This window comes from Limnohabitans sp. 2KL-3 (assembly GCF_001269405.1).
GTDB lineage: Bacteria > Pseudomonadota > Gammaproteobacteria > Burkholderiales > Burkholderiaceae_C > Limnohabitans_A.
Map to the genome: position 1 here is coordinate 74,351 of NZ_CXON01000014.1, position 14,253 is coordinate 88,603.

General features: G+C 58.8%; 16 protein-coding genes. 10 read left to right on the forward strand and 6 right to left on the reverse strand.

Annotation, left to right across the window (positions count from 1 at the left end; translation table 11 throughout):
• Nucleotides 1–45: 45 nt before the first annotated feature.
• Both dapA and bamC read left to right on the forward strand, forming a co-directional pair.
• Nucleotides 46–942, forward strand: a complete 897-nt coding sequence (gene dapA, locus AMM41_RS15675) for a 4-hydroxy-tetrahydrodipicolinate synthase (protein WP_089961019.1) — start codon at nucleotides 46–48, stop codon at nucleotides 940–942.
• Between the two features lie 14 nt (nucleotides 943–956).
• Nucleotides 957–2,084 (forward strand): outer membrane protein assembly factor BamC, encoded by a 1,128-nt coding sequence (bamC, locus tag AMM41_RS15680; RefSeq protein ID WP_194944823.1) that lies wholly within the window; start codon nucleotides 957–959, stop codon nucleotides 2,082–2,084.
• A 92-nt stretch (nucleotides 2,085–2,176) separates the two neighbouring features.
• Here bamC and AMM41_RS15685 read toward each other — a convergent pair whose 3' ends face one another.
• Together AMM41_RS15685 and AMM41_RS15690 are read right to left on the reverse strand one after the other, a co-directional pair.
• Nucleotides 2,177–2,377: a hypothetical protein gene (locus AMM41_RS15685; RefSeq protein ID WP_089961026.1), complete on the reverse strand. Its 201-nt coding sequence runs from the start codon at nucleotides 2,375–2,377 to the stop codon at nucleotides 2,177–2,179.
• A 187-nt stretch (nucleotides 2,378–2,564) separates the two neighbouring features.
• Complete coding sequence (locus AMM41_RS15690) at nucleotides 2,565–3,701, reverse strand: JmjC domain-containing protein (protein ID WP_089961165.1); 1,137 nt, start codon at nucleotides 3,699–3,701, stop codon at nucleotides 2,565–2,567.
• 86 nt (nucleotides 3,702–3,787) lie between these two features.
• On the opposite strand from AMM41_RS15690, the gene AMM41_RS15695 reads away from it, so the two are divergent.
• Nucleotides 3,788–4,321: an FKBP-type peptidyl-prolyl cis-trans isomerase gene (locus AMM41_RS15695; RefSeq protein WP_089961029.1), complete on the forward strand. Its 534-nt coding sequence runs from the start codon at nucleotides 3,788–3,790 to the stop codon at nucleotides 4,319–4,321.
• 154 nt (nucleotides 4,322–4,475) lie between these two features.
• Here AMM41_RS15695 and dut read toward each other — a convergent pair whose 3' ends face one another.
• The 4 genes from dut to AMM41_RS15715 form a co-directional block, all read right to left on the reverse strand.
• On the reverse strand, nucleotides 4,476–4,925 hold the full coding sequence (gene dut / locus AMM41_RS15700) for a dUTP diphosphatase (protein WP_089961033.1): 450 nt from the start codon (nucleotides 4,923–4,925) through the stop codon (nucleotides 4,476–4,478).
• 97 nt (nucleotides 4,926–5,022) lie between these two features.
• The gene (gene coaBC / locus AMM41_RS15705; protein ID WP_089961036.1) at nucleotides 5,023–6,237 is read right to left on the reverse strand and encodes a bifunctional phosphopantothenoylcysteine decarboxylase/phosphopantothenate--cysteine ligase CoaBC; all 1,215 of its coding nucleotides are present in this window, start codon (nucleotides 6,235–6,237) and stop codon (nucleotides 5,023–5,025) included.
• Between the two features lie 129 nt (nucleotides 6,238–6,366).
• Entirely contained in the window at nucleotides 6,367–7,593 is a 1,227-nt protein-coding gene (locus AMM41_RS15710; protein ID WP_228769312.1) for an MFS transporter, read from the reverse strand.
• Nucleotides 7,586–8,293, reverse strand: a complete 708-nt coding sequence (locus AMM41_RS15715; protein WP_228769313.1) for a DUF2239 family protein — start codon at nucleotides 8,291–8,293, stop codon at nucleotides 7,586–7,588. The genes AMM41_RS15710 and AMM41_RS15715 overlap by 8 nt, the downstream gene beginning before the upstream one ends.
• Nucleotides 8,294–8,464: 171 nt before the next feature.
• On the opposite strand from AMM41_RS15715, the gene AMM41_RS15720 reads away from it, so the two are divergent.
• The 7 genes from AMM41_RS15720 to AMM41_RS15750 are packed head-to-tail and all read left to right on the forward strand — an operon-like array spanning nucleotide 8,465 to nucleotide 14,127.
• A complete protein-coding gene (locus tag AMM41_RS15720; RefSeq protein WP_089961038.1) occupies nucleotides 8,465–10,111 on the forward strand; it encodes a CTP synthase in 1,647 nt (548 codons plus the stop codon).
• Nucleotides 10,112–10,133: 22 nt separating this feature from the next.
• Entirely contained in the window at nucleotides 10,134–10,988 is an 855-nt protein-coding gene (gene kdsA, locus AMM41_RS15725) for a 3-deoxy-8-phosphooctulonate synthase (protein ID WP_089961041.1), read from the forward strand.
• Nucleotides 10,985–11,272, forward strand: coding sequence for a DUF1330 domain-containing protein (locus AMM41_RS15730; RefSeq protein ID WP_089961045.1), 288 nt, complete (start codon nucleotides 10,985–10,987; stop codon nucleotides 11,270–11,272). The genes kdsA and AMM41_RS15730 overlap by 4 nt, the downstream gene beginning before the upstream one ends.
• A gap of 51 nt (nucleotides 11,273–11,323) precedes the next feature.
• Nucleotides 11,324–12,610, forward strand: a complete 1,287-nt coding sequence (gene eno / locus AMM41_RS15735; protein ID WP_089961048.1) for a phosphopyruvate hydratase — start codon at nucleotides 11,324–11,326, stop codon at nucleotides 12,608–12,610.
• A 10-nt stretch (nucleotides 12,611–12,620) separates the two neighbouring features.
• Nucleotides 12,621–12,896 (forward strand): cell division protein FtsB, encoded by a 276-nt coding sequence (gene ftsB, locus AMM41_RS15740; RefSeq protein ID WP_089961051.1) that lies wholly within the window; start codon nucleotides 12,621–12,623, stop codon nucleotides 12,894–12,896.
• A complete protein-coding gene (gene pnuC, locus AMM41_RS15745) occupies nucleotides 12,896–13,465 on the forward strand; it encodes a nicotinamide riboside transporter PnuC (RefSeq protein ID WP_228769314.1) in 570 nt (189 codons plus the stop codon). The genes ftsB and pnuC overlap by 1 nt, the downstream gene beginning before the upstream one ends.
• A complete protein-coding gene (locus AMM41_RS15750; protein ID WP_089961057.1) occupies nucleotides 13,462–14,127 on the forward strand; it encodes an AAA family ATPase in 666 nt (221 codons plus the stop codon). The genes pnuC and AMM41_RS15750 overlap by 4 nt, the downstream gene beginning before the upstream one ends.
• Nucleotides 14,128–14,253: the final 126 nt, after the last annotated feature.

Here is a 14,253-nt window from a genome sequence, read left to right on the forward strand (position 1 = left end):
GGCACTCGTTAGAATGATCTTTTTTCCTGCTCAGAAACACCTGACATGACCACCGAATTTCGCCCTATCCGTGGCAGCATTCCTGCCCTGATCACACCGATGCTTGCCAATGGCAATGTGGACTACCCCACTTTGCGAAAACTGATCGACTGGCATGTTGCCGAAGGCACAGACGCCATCGTGGTGGTCGGCACATCGGGCGAATCGCCCACTGTGACCGTGGACGAGCACTGTGAAATCATCCGTGTCTCCGTAGAACAAGCGGCCAAACGCATCCCGATCATTGCCGGTTGTGGAGCCAACTCCACTGCTGAAGCGATCAATCTGGCCAAATTTGCACACAAAGTCGGCGCTGACGCCCAGCTGCAAGTGGTGCCCTATTACAACAAGCCCACCCAAGAAGGCCTCTACCAGCACTTCAAAGCCATCGCCGAGGCTGTGCCCGAGTTGCCCGTGATTTTGTACAACGTGCCAGGCCGCACCGTGGCCGATCTCCAGCACGAAACCGTGCTGCGACTGGCCCAGGTGCCCGGCATCATCGGCATCAAGGAAGCGACCAGCAACATTGAGCGTGCCCAGTGGCTCATTCGTGAAGTGCCCAAAGAATTTGCGGTGTTTTCTGGCGACGACGCCACCGCTGTGGCTCTGATGCTGTGCGGCGGTGCCGGCAACATCAGCGTGACCGCCAACGTCGCGCCTCGGCTCATGCATGATCTGTGCATGGCCGCAACCCGTGGTGATGTGAAAGAAGCCATGCGCATCCAGTTTCAACTGCTGCCTGTGCACAAAAACTTGTTTGTTGAAGCCAACCCCATCCCTGTCAAATGGGCCATGCAACGCATGGGGCTGAGCGGCCCGACTTTGCGCCTGCCCATGACGGAACTGTCTGCGGCCCAACACCCAGTGGTTGAAGCAGCACTCCACGCCGCCGGCCTGATTTGATGAGCACCTCAAGGATGTTTGTGAACACCACCCCTTTCCTTACCCTTTCCTCCATCCCCTTTAAGCGGACAGCCAGCATCCTGTCCTTGGCGGCCTTGCTGAACGCATGTGCGGCACTCGAAGAGGACAAGATCAACTACAAAAGCGCGGCCAAAGCGCCGACCCTTGAAGTCCCCCCCGATTTGACGCAATTGCGCAAGGAATCGCGTTACGCCATCGAAAGCACATCGGCCACGGCCTCTGGTTTCCAAAATGCAGGTTCGCGGGTCGTTGACTCAGGTACCGCAACCAACACCTTGGGCAATGTCCGCCTGGAGCGCCAAGGCAATCAACGCTGGTTGGTAGCAGCCATGCCCGCAGACAAGCTTTGGGAGCCTTTGCGCGAATTTTGGTCCAGCAATGGCTTCACTTTGGTCACTGACTCGCCTGAACTGGGCATCATGGAAACAGATTGGGCTGAAAATCGCGCCAAAATTCCACAAGACTTCATCCGAAGAACCTTGGGGAAAGTGTTGGAATCACTGTATTCCTCTGGTGAGCGTGACAAGTTTAGAACCCGTATCGAGCGCAACGCGCAAGGTGGCGTCGAGATTTACATCACACACCGAGGCATGGCCGAAAATTACACCAACGCCCAAAAAGACCAGACAGTTTGGCAACCTCGCGCTTCCGATCCTGAGTTGGAGATTGAGTTCTTGCGTCGACTGATGGTCAAACTGGGGACTTCGCCAGAAGCAGCCAAAGCCGCTGCAACGGCAGCCAACCCCGTCAGCCAAAGTGCCACCATCGGCGTGACCCAGGGCCAAGCGTCCATCACCTTGATTGACACCCTTGACCGTGCATGGCGTCGTACAGGTGTTGCGCTTGATCGCAGCGGTTTCACCGTGGAAGACCGCGATCGTGCCAATGGCTTGTATTTTGTTCGCTACGTTGCAGCAGGTAAAACCGCCGAGCAACCTGGCTTCTTCAGTCGGATCTTCAGCAGCAAAACTGAACTCTCGACTTTGGCTCGTTACCGCATCAGTGTGACGGGCTTGTCAGCAGATCAAAGCGTGATTCGCATTCTGACCTCTGAGGGCAAAGCTGCCAGCAAGGAAGATGCCGAGCGCATTTTGAATTTGATTGCTCCGCAATTGCGATAAGCCAAGATTCAATCAGCCAAAAAAAAACCCCGCAATGCGGGGTTTTTTGATGGGCAACCTGACTCAACATCAGGCGCTCAAACTGAGCCAGATTACTTGGCTGCAGATGCGTCAGCAGCAGGAGCGGCAGCGGGTGCAGCAGCAGCAGAGGCATCAGCCGCTGGGGCGGCAGGAGCGGCAGCGGGTGCAGCAGCAGCAGGTGCGGCTGCAGGAGCAGCAGCTTCTTCTTTTTTGCCGCAAGCGGACAAAGCTGCAGCGGCGATGATGGCGGCCAGAACGAGAGACTTGTTCATTTTGATTTTCCTGATGTAAGAATGGATGAGAAAACAATTTCCGGAAATTGTCACAACAACTTTTGAGGGATGTCGGACCGAGACAAAAGCACTCGAGCTCTTTTGTACTCAGCCTACGATTATAGCGTTTTCCCTTAATTGTTTTCCCTTTGCCTTCACCAAACTGACAAAGCAAGCGTAAAAAAGCTCAAAGTGGATGATTCTGTCGCGGGTAAAGCCATCCAGCGAGCGCCCAATCGACCAAAGCCTCTTTGGCATTTTTACTTAAACTTCTCCATGCAGGCCCTGAAAGTTCTCGCAAATCAGCCAACGCACGCAAATTCATCGCATCTTTTCCGGCCACCCGAAAGCTCTCCCCATTGATGAAAATATGACGCTCGTCGTACATCATTTTGGTGCGGCGATCCAATTGCACGCCAACCGACAAGTCGGGTTCGTCCTCTACAGAGTCAAACCATACCTGTGCCTTGGGTTCGGTCAGGTATTCGCCCAGCAAGCTGTCGATCAAATGGGGGTTATTCAAAGCCTTAGCAATGGCCTGCCGTGCAAAATCACCCAATTGCGTCGGCATGGCTGCAGGGGCGCTGACGGCAAGCTGCTTCGGGTCACGGTACAGCGCATCGCCCACACCATCAAAGGCCTCATCGGCCAAGCCGAGCAGCAACTCACGGGCCAACTCGCCTTCTTGCGGTGATCGAAAACCAATCGACCAGGTCATGCATTCGCCTTGCGCGATGCCGTCGTGCGCATATTTGGGCGGCAGATACAGCATGTCGCCGGGGTTGAGCACAAACTCTTCTTCAGCTTCAAAATTTTGCAAAATCTTGAGCGGCACGCCCGGCTGCAGGCTCAAGTCTTTTTGACGCCCGATGCGCCATTTGCGCTGGCCGTGGGCTTGCAGCAAAAACACGTCGTAACTGTCAAAGTGCGGCCCCACGCCACCGCCGTCGGTGGCGTAACTGATCATCACATCATCGAGCCGTGCATCGGGCACAAAGCGAAACTGCTGCATCAGCGCGTGCACGCCATCGTGGTGCAAGTCCACGCCTTGCACCAGAAATGTCCATTTTTTCTGACTGAAAGGCGGCAAGCTGCGCTTGAGCAAAGGGCCATGCTTCATCTTCCAGCCTTTGTCCGAGTCGATGATCAGGCGCGACTCAACCCCCTCCTCACCCGCCAAAGCCACCAGTTCGGCGCGGCCCACACAGGGCGAAAAACCCGGGATGGCATTGCGCACCAGCAAAGGCTTTTTCTGCCAATGGCGCTTCATGAATTGGCTGGGTGTCAGGCCGCCTAAAAGGGCCAAGGGTTGTTCTGTGTTCATGGGTGGGTTCCTTTGAGGCCAACAATGCGCGGCCTCTTCAAAGCACAAGCGGCCAAAACCGGCCGCCAAACTGCGACAATTGTCCTATGGAAATCAAGACACCTTCTGTGGTCGCACTGACCTGGACACTCAAAGACACGCTGGGCGAAGTTCTGGACACCCTGGACGAGCCCGTTGAATTTTTCATTGGCGGCAAAGATTTGCTGCCCAAGATCGAAGAAGCCCTGCAAGGCCACGAAAAAGGCGCCAAGGTCGACCTGCACCTCGAGCCCGAAGATGCTTTTGGTGACTTTGATGAAAACCTGCTGTTTCTGGAACCCCTTGCGCTGTTTCCTGAAGGCTTGGAAGAAGGCCTGACCATTGAAGGCACAGCCTTGCCCGCTGGCTGCCACCCCGATGCGCCGCGCAATGTGCTGTACACCGTGACCGAAATCTATCCCGAGCATGTGGTGCTGGACGGCAACCACCCGCTGTCGGGCATTGCCCTGCGCCTGAGCCTCAAGGTGGAATCGGTGCGCGAGCCCACCGAAGCCGAAGTGGGCAGCGGCAGCTGCGGCACCGGGTTCTTCAAAATCGAAGTCGGTGATGAAGGCCTGCCCACCGGGCCTACTTTGCACTGATCCATCAGGGCAATTCCGACAGAGGCATGTCGGCGGTTTCCGCTAAGACATACACCGGTCCATCAAAAGCCGTTGTCGGACTCTTCGAGTACCGACCTGCAAAAAATCATCGCGCAGGTCGGCACTCGAAGAGTCCGACATCTTCACCCCGACCTTATTGTTTGCCGGTAGAGCCGTAACCGCCCTCACCGCGCTCGCTGGGCGCATCAAATTCACTCACCAGGTTGAACGTGGCCTGCACCACCGGCACGATGACCATCTGCGCGATGCGCTCCATCGGCTCGATGGTGAAGGCCACATCGCTGCGGTTCCAGGCGCTGACCATGAGCTGGCCTTGGTAATCGCTGTCAATCAAGCCCACCAAATTGCCCAGCACGATGCCGTGCTTGTGGCCCAAACCGGAGCGCGGCAACAGCATGGCCGCATAACCGGGGTCTTTCAGGTGCACCGCAATGCCCGTGGGCACCAATTGCCAAGCGTTGGGTTGCAGGGTCAAAGGAGCGTCAAGGCAAGCACGCAAATCCAGCCCGGCACTGCCAGGCGTGGCATAGGCGGGCAGCTGATCGGCCATGCGGGCGTCGATGATTTTGAGGTCGATGTTCATGTGGGGTTGAGCGTATGGGGTTGGGCGTTGGGCAAACAGGGCTGGACGTTTGCTTCAGTTTTTTCGCTGAACGCTGAACGCCGCGCCCTGAAACGACTTAGCGGTTCAAACGGGTGGCGATGTCAGCGATCAAGCCCACAGCCAGCGTCTGCTTGCTGGCGTGCGGCATTTCGCGGGCACCAGTTTCATCCACCAGCAGCAAGGCATTGTCGTCTTGACCGAAGGTGGCCGGGCCAATATTACCCACCAAAAGCGGCACGCCCTTGCGGATGCGCTTGGCCGTGGCATGGGCCAGCAAATCGTGACTTTCGGCGGCGAAACCCACACAAAACAATTCACCCGACTCGGCACGGGGCGAGTGCGCTACTGTGGCCAAAATGTCCGGGTTTTCCACAAAACTCAGCTGAGGGGTCTGTCCCGATCCGTCTTTCTTGATTTTTTGGTCGGCCGAATTCGCAGGACGCCAATCGGCCACAGCCGCTGTAGAAATGAACACGTCGGCCTTATCCAGATGCAGCGCCACCGCGTCCAGCATCTGGCGGGCTGACTGGACATTCACACGCTGAGCGCCCCTGGGCGTTGGCAAATGCACAGGCCCTGCCACCAGCGTGACCTGGGCACCGGCCAGGCGCGCTGCACGGGCAATCGCAAAACCCATCTTGCCACTCGACAAATTGGTGATGCCGCGCACCGGGTCAATGGCTTCGTAGGTCGGCCCGGCCGTGACCAGCACTTGCTTGCCCGCCAGCACCTTGGGCGTGAAAAACGCCTCGAGTTCTTCCAGAATTTCATCGGCTTCGAGCATGCGCCCGTCGCCTGTCTCACCGCAGGCCTGGTCGCCCTGCCCCACGTCCAGCACATGGATGCCGTCGGCCTTGAGCTGCGCCACGTTGCGCTGCGTGGCGGGGTTGGACCACATTTCGCGGTTCATGGCCGGGGCCACGATCAGCGGCACCTTGTCCAGCGGCCGAGCCAGGCACATGAGGCTGAGCAATTCGTCGGCCCCCCCATGCAGCAGCTTGGACATGAAGTCGGCACTGGCCGGGGCCACCACAATCGCATCGGCCTCGCGGCTCAGGTTGATGTGGGCCATGTTGTTGGCCTCACGCGGGTCCCACTGCGAGGTGTAGACCGGCCGACCTGACAAGGCCTGCATGGTGACGGCCGTCATGAATTGCTCGGCCGCCTCGGTCATCACCACTTGCACGGTGACGCCCGCCTTGATCAAAGCCCGGCAGAGTTCAGCCGACTTGAAGGCCGCGATGCCGCCCGACAAGCCCAGAACGATGTGTTTTCCACTCAATGTACTCATGGGGGGAAATGTATCAGAGCGGTCACTCGACATTGTTCACGGACAAGGCACAAAAGCCTCGCTGCACAGCAAGGTACCTGCCCACCCCCACAATGACTTGCCCAAGGCCTGCGGACCGACCGAAAAAACTCAGTGATGGCGTCGATGCCTGCGCAAATGCATCACCGCCAGCGCCAGCGACGCCACCTGCAAGACCGCGCAAAAGAAGAACGGTGCGCCAATGCGCCAGTCACCTTGCGGCAAGTGCGACACCATGGCCAGCAAGGGCGCGCCCAGCATGGGGGCCACCACGGCCATCAAACTGCTGAGCGCACTGACCGCGCCCATCGTCTGGCCCTGGCTCTTGCTGTCGGCGGCCGATGAAATCATGCTTTGCACCGAGGCATTCACCGTGCCACCCAGCAAGTTGAAAGCAATCACCGCGTACATCATCCAGCCCTCGGTGGCCGCGCCCCACAGCGTGTAGGCGATGACCGACGACACCAGGCCCATGATGGCCAGCTTGGGCGGCGCATAGCGCTTGAGCAAACGGCCCATCAAGACGCCTTGCACCAGCACCGCCACAATGCCCACCACGGCCAGTGACCAGCCGTTTTCACTGGGCCCCCAGCCAAACTTGAAGCTGTTGTAAAGCACCCAAACCGTGTACAGCACAAACTGCGCCAAAGCGCTGAAGGCCACCACGCCCACCAGCGGCCCCACGCCCTTGAGCTGCCCCAGCTTGCGCAATGAGCTGGCCGGGTTGGCCGAGCGCCAACTGAAGGCTTTGCGCTGCGCGGCGGGCAGCGACTCGGGCAACACAAAGTAGCCATACAAACCGTTCAGCAAAGTGAGGCCACCGGCCACATAAAAGGGCAAATGCAGGTCAATCGCGCCCAACAAGCCACCCATCACCGGCCCCACGATGAAGCCCAAGCCCATCATGGCACCCAGCAAGCCAAAACGCTTGGCCCGCTCTTCAGGGGCAGAAATGTCGGCCACATAGGCGTTGGCAATGGCCGCATTGGCCTGCATGGCACCGCCCAGCGTGCGCACCGCAATCAAACCCCACAGCGTGGTGCTCATGGCCGTGCCAAAAAAGCTCACGCCCAGGCCCATGAAACCCAGCAGCAACACCGGCCTGCGCCCATAACGGTCGGACAAAGCGCCCAGCACCGGCGCTGCCAAAAAGTTGGACAGCCCAAACGCCACTGCCGTCACGCCATACCAATAGGCCTGATCGGCCTGGCTGACCGAAAAACTGCCCACCAGCGCAGGCAGCACCGGAATGATCACGCCAATGGCCGCCATGTCGATCAACACGGCCAACATGATGAAAGGCATGGCGGCCTCTCGGGAACGAAACTTTTCACGCATGGGGCAACTCCGGAGAATGGGGAACGTCTGAAGGCAGCCAGGCCGCTTGGGCCAGGTGTTGCAAATGGTTTTGAATGTCTTGCGGCCACGACGCCGTCAAGGCCTCAAAGCGCAAACGGTCGGCGGCAAACAGGGCGCGGGCGGCTTCTTCAAAGCCTTCCAGGCAGCCTGCCATGACCGACATGAAGCGGTAAGTGGCCTCTTGCGACAGGCGGCGCTGGTCTTGTGACTGGCTGTCTTTGCGGGCTTGCTCGACCAGCTTGCGCAAAGCCACCGAAGCCCCGCCGGGCTGGCTGCTCAGCCAGGCCCAGTGGCGCGGCAACAAAGTCACCTCACGCGCCACCACGCCCAGCTTGGGGCGACCCGGGCCTGACTTGGTTGATGCCGCGTCTTCACTGTTAGAGTCAGTGCCAGATGGGTCTGTGGCATGTATCCCGTCAACAGACTTTGCAATGTCCGCCATCACTGCGGGGTGAGACAGCGCCAACCGATCGAGCACCTGTTGTGACGTGCCCCGCAAGTCAAAATCCAACACCTCACTGCTGCACACATCGAATACCACGAAGCGTGCCAAAGGCCTCGCTTCGCTCGCAATCTTGACCTGCAATGCCACCTGGGCCAGTCCCCCTTGTGCCAGGCAACGGCTGCCTTCAAATGCGATGAATTCTGAGGGGGATGCGTCAAGGTTCAGCGGGCTCAAACGATGGGTCCTGTTCAAAAAATCTAATTATGCCCGGATTAAATTAAATTACCCGGGTAAAAAAACATGACAGCTCCGCGTGGAAACAGAACAGAAACGGGGGAATACCGGGAGCGACTGTCTATAATCACGATTTCCACCTTCCGGGAGCTCAAGGCTCCCGTCTTGGACATGACCAAATTCGTCTTCGTCACCGGCGGTGTGGTGTCTTCCCTGGGCAAGGGAATCGCCTCCGCATCGCTCGCCGCCCTCCTTGAATCGCGCGGCCTCTCCGTCACCCTCATCAAGCTCGACCCCTACCTCAACGTCGACCCAGGCACCATGTCGCCCATTCAACACGGCGAGGTGTTTGTCACCGACGACGGCGCTGAAACCGATTTGGACTTGGGCCACTACGAGCGCTTCATCAACACCCGGATGAAGAAGGCCAACAACTTCACCACCGGCCAAATTTACAAAAGCGTGCTTGAAAAAGAGCGCCGTGGCGACTACCTGGGCAAAACCGTTCAGGTCATTCCCCACGTCACCAACGAAATCCAGGACTTTGTCAAGCGTGGCGCTGGTTTTGGCACGCCCGAAGCGGTCGATGTGGCCATCGTCGAAATTGGCGGCACCGTAGGCGACATCGAGTCCCTGCCGTTTCTGGAAGCCGTGCGCCAACTCAGCTTGCGCCTGGGGCCCAACAACACCGCTTTTGTGCACCTGACTTACCTGCCCTGGATTGCCACCGCAGGCGAGCTCAAAACCAAACCCACGCAGCACACGGTACAAAAACTGCGCGAAATCGGCATCCAGCCCGATGCCCTGCTCTGCCGCGCGGACCGCTACATCCCTGACGACGAACGCGACAAAATTTCGCTGTTCACCAACGTGCAGAGCTGGGGCGTGATCTCCATGCCCGATGTGGACACCATCTACAAAGTGCCCCGCGTGCTGCACGAACAAGGCCTGGACGGCTTGATCTGCGACAAGTTGCGCCTGAACACCCCACCTGCCAACCTCAAGCGTTGGGACGATTTGGTTTATGAAACCGCCAACCCCAAGGGCGAAGTGACCATTGCCATGGTCGGCAAATATGTGGAACTGACCGACAGCTACAAATCGGTCAACGAAGCATTACGCCATGCGGGCATGCGCAACCATGTGCGCGTGAAAATCGAGCACATCGACTCTGAAACCATCACCCCCGAGACCGTGGCCAGCCTGGCCCACTTTGACGGTGTGCTGGTGCCTGGCGGCTTTGGCAAGCGCGGTGTAGAAGGCAAGATCGAAACCGCGCAATACGCACGCACCCACAAAGTACCATATCTCGGCATCTGCCTGGGCATGCAAGTGGCGACCATTGAATACGCTCGTCATGTGGCCGGCATGCAGGACGCCAACAGCACCGAATTCGAGCCCGAGACACCCTTCCCCGTGATCGCCCTGATCAACGAGTGGAAAGACGCCGATGGTTCGATCCAAAAGCGCGATGAAAACTCCGACTTGGGCGGCACCATGCGCCTGGGCGCGCAAAGCTCCGACGTGGCCAAGGGCACGCTGGCGCACCAAATTTATGGCGACGTGGTCACCGAACGCCACCGCCATCGGTATGAGGCCAACGTGAATTACCTGGACGAGCTGCGCCAAGCGGGCTTGGTCATCTCCGCCCTCACCCAGCGCGAACAACTGACCGAAATCGTCGAGCTGCCGCAAAACGTGCACCCCTGGTATGTGGGCGTGCAATTCCACCCCGAATTCAAGTCCACCCCCTGGGATGGTCACCCTTTGTTCAACGCCTTCGTGAAAGCGGCCGTTGAACACAAGTCTGCCGCTTGAAACACCCCCTGAGGACAGCCCCATGAAACTTTGCGGATTTGACGTTGGCCTGAACCAGCCCTTCTTTTTGATCGCAGGCACCTGCTCCATCGAAGGCCTGGAGATGTCCATCGAGGTGGCGGGCCGTCTGAAAGAGGCCTGCTCGGCGCTGGGCATTCCCCTCATCTACAAAGGTTCGTTCGACAAAGCCAACCGCTCCTCGGGCAGCACCCAACGCGGCGTTGGCATGGATGCAGGTCTGAAAATTCTGGATGAAGTGCGCCGCCAAATCGGCGTGCCGATCCTCACCGATGTGCACGACGAGTCGCAGGTCAAAACCGTGGCCAGCGTGGTCGACGTGCTGCAGACCCCCGCCTTTTTGTGCCGCCAGACCGATTTCATCCGAGCCGTGGCCCAGTCGGGCAAGCCGGTGAACATCAAAAAGGGGCAGTTCTTGGCCCCTTGGGACATGAAAAACGTCATCGACAAAGCCCGCAGCGCAGCACGTGAAGTCGGTCTGCCCGAAGACAACTTCCTGGCCTGCGAGCGTGGTGTGAGCTTTGGCTACAACAACCTGGTGGCCGACATGACCAGCCTGGCTGAAATGCGCAAAACCGGCGCCCCGGTGGTGTTTGACGTGACCCACTCGGTGCAAAAGCCGGGCGGTCAAGGCACCAGCAGCGGTGGCGCACGCGAGATGGTGCCGGTACTGGCCCGTGCAGGCGTGGCTGCAGGCGTGGCGGGTCTCTTCATGGAAACCCATCCCAAGCCCGTCGAGGCCTGGTCCGACGGCCCCAACGCTGTGCCGCTGGGCAAAATGAAGGCATTGCTGGAGACGCTGGTACAGCTCGATTCCGTGACCAAAAAGAACCCGTTTTTAGAGGAAGATTTCGCATGAGCGGCTATATCATCGCCCACGTTCAGGTGACCAACCCCACCCAATACGAAGAGTACAAAAAATGGTCAACCGCTGCCATGAAAACCGCAGGCGCTGAAGTCTGCGTGCGCGGCGGCCAGGTGCAAGTGCTCGAAGGTGACTGGGCACCAGAGCGCATCGTCATCCTGAAATTTCCGTCTTTTGACGCTGCCAAGGCCTTTTACGAACTGCCCGAATACCTCAAAGCCCGTGAAGCCCGTGAAGGTGCTGCCATCATGCGCATGGTGGCTGTGGAAGGCGTTTGAATTTTTGCCTGGTTTATCCGTTTTATTTTTACTTTTTGAGAGAGTCCCCCAATGAGTGCAATCGTTGATATCGTCGGCCGTGAAATTTTGGACAGCCGTGGCAACCCCACCGTCGAATGCGACGTGCTGCTGGAATCGGGCGTCATGGGCCGCGCCGCTGTGCCGTCCGGCGCATCGACCGGCAGCCGCGAAGCCATCGAATTGCGTGACGGTGACAAGAGCCGGTATCTGGGCAAAGGCGTGCTCAAAGCCGTCGAGCACATCAACACCGAAATCTCCGAAGCCGTGTTGGGCCTCGATGCCTCCGAGCAGGCCTTTTTGGACCGCACCCTGATCGACCTGGACGGCACCGATAACAAGAGCCGCCTGGGTGCCAACGCCATGCTGGCCGTGTCCATGGCCGTGGCCCGTGCTGCGGCCGAAGAGTCTGGCTTGCCCCTGTACCGCTACTTTGGCGGCATGAACTGCAACCAGCTGCCTGTGCCCATGATGAACGTCATCAACGGCGGCGCTCACGCCAACAACAACCTGGACCTGCAAGAGTTCATGATCATCCCCGTGGGTGCGCCGTCTTTTCGCGAAGCCGTTCGCTGGGGCGCTGAAGTGTTCCATGCCCTGAAGAAAATCATCCACGACAAAGGCATGAGCATTGCCGTGGGCGACGAAGGCGGCTTTGCCCCCAACGTGGACAGCCACGAAGCGGCCATCCAGATGGTGCTCGACGCGATTGCTGCAGCGGGTTACACCGCTGGCGAGCAAATCGCCATTGGCCTGGACTGCGCGGCCAGCGAGTTTTACAAGGACGGCAAGTACGTGCTCGAAGGTGAAGGCGGCATCAGCCTGACATCCGAGCAGTGGACCGACATGCTGGCCACCTGGTGTGACAAGTACCCGATCATCAGCATCGAAGACGGCATGGCCGAAAGCGACTGGGATGGCTGGAAAGTGCTGACCGACCGCTTGGCCAAAAACGTGCAGATCGTGGGTGACGACCTGTTCGTGACCAACACCAAGATCTTCAAAGAAGGCATCGACAAGGGCATCGCCAACTCGATCCTGATCAAGATCAACCAGATCGGCACACTGACCGAAACCTTTGAAGCCATCGAGATGGCCAAACGCGCCGGTTACACCGCTGTCATCTCGCATCGTTCGGGTGAAACCGAAGACAGCACCATTGCCGACATCGCCGTGGGCCTGAACGCCGGCCAGATCAAGACCGGATCGATGAGCCGCTCGGACCGCATGGCCAAGTACAACCAGCTGCTGCGCATCGAAGAAGACCTGGGCGAAGTGGCCGTGTACCCTGGCCGCAGCGCCTTCTACAACTTGCGCTGAACGATCGAGCATGGGCAAGCGCCTGTTACCCGTTGTGCTGATCGCCTTGTTGTTGATCATGCAAGTACAGCTGTGGTTCGGGCGCGGTAGTTTGACCCATGTCTCGGAACTGCGTGAGGAGTTGGAACAACAAAAGCAATCCAACGAAGACGCTCGCCGCAAAATCGAACAACTCAGCGCCGAAGTGAATGATCTGAAAGAGGGTTTGAACATGGTCGAAGAGCGGGCCCGAAGTGAACTGGGCATGGTCAAGCCCAACGAAATTCTGGTCCAGCTGGCCAAATGATGTCTGCCACCGAGCTCATCGGTTTCGTCTTGGGTTTGATGATGGTCCTGTGCAGCATCCGTGAACTGCATTGGAGCTGGCCACTGGCCATCCTCAGCTCGCTGATCTACTTTTTTGTGTTCAAGGACAGCCTGCTGTATGGCGAAGCTGGCCTGCAAATCGTTTTTGCAGCTCTCGCGCTCTGGGGCTGGTGGCAGTGGCTGCGCAAAGGTGCGGATACGCAACCGGCCCTTGTGATCCAGCGGCTGTCGACGCGAGGCTGGCTGTGGTTGGTGCTGGTGAGCGGATTACTTTGGCCCACACTGGCCCTGCTGCTGCAACACTTCACCGACAGCGATGTGGCCTGGTGGGACGCCTTGTCCACAGCCCTGAGCCTGGTGGGCCAAGCCCTGCTGGGGCGCAAATACATCGAAAACTGGCTGGTCTGGATGGTCGTCAACATCATCAGTGTGGCGCTGTTTGCTCACAAAGGTCTGTGGCTGACTTGCGTGTTGTATGCGCTGTTCACACTCATGAGCGTGTGGGGTTGGCGCGTTTGGCAAGCCCGGCTCAAGGCAGCGCATCCATGAATGCCAGGCGCATTGCCATTGTCGGTGCCGAAAGCACCGGCAAATCCTGGCTGACGCAAGCATTGACCGAAGTGTTGCGCATGCGAGGACAAACAGTGCACACCGTGGATGAAGTCTTGCGCAGCTGGTGCGCCCGTGAAGGCCGCACACCCCAGCCCCATGAGCAAGCGGGCATTGCGCACACACAAGCCCAGGCCGTGGACCAGGCACCGCCGGGCTGGGTCATTTCAGACACCACGCCCCTGATGACCGCCGTCTACAGCCACATGTTGTTTGCAGACGAGAGCCTCTACCCCATGGCTTTGGCGCATCAGGCCCTGTACGACCACACCCTGATCACCGGCCTGGATTTGCCGTGGGTGGCCGATGGCCTGCAGCGCGATGGCCCGCATGTGCGCGGCCCGGTGGACACCCTGGTGCGCCAGGCACTGGAGCGGGCAGGCATCGGCTACCGCGTGGTTTACGGACAAGGCCACCAACGCCTCAGCAACGCTCTACTGGCCCTGGACCTGCCAGGCGAAGACGAAGCCGCCCGCTTGGCCCGTGAAAACGCGCAATTTGCCATCAACCAGGGCCGCACGGTGTGGCAGTGCAATGAATGCAGCGACCCCGAGTGCGAGCACAAGCTGTTCACCGGGCTGCTGGCCAAGCGGTCAACTTGACCCTACAGGTCGGCGCCATCGGCCTCGACCGATCCCCTGTAGGTCGGCGGCTTCAGCCCCGACATGAGACCTGCACCCAAGAGATCAATGTCGAAGCTGAAACTACCAATCTACAAAACCCTGTAT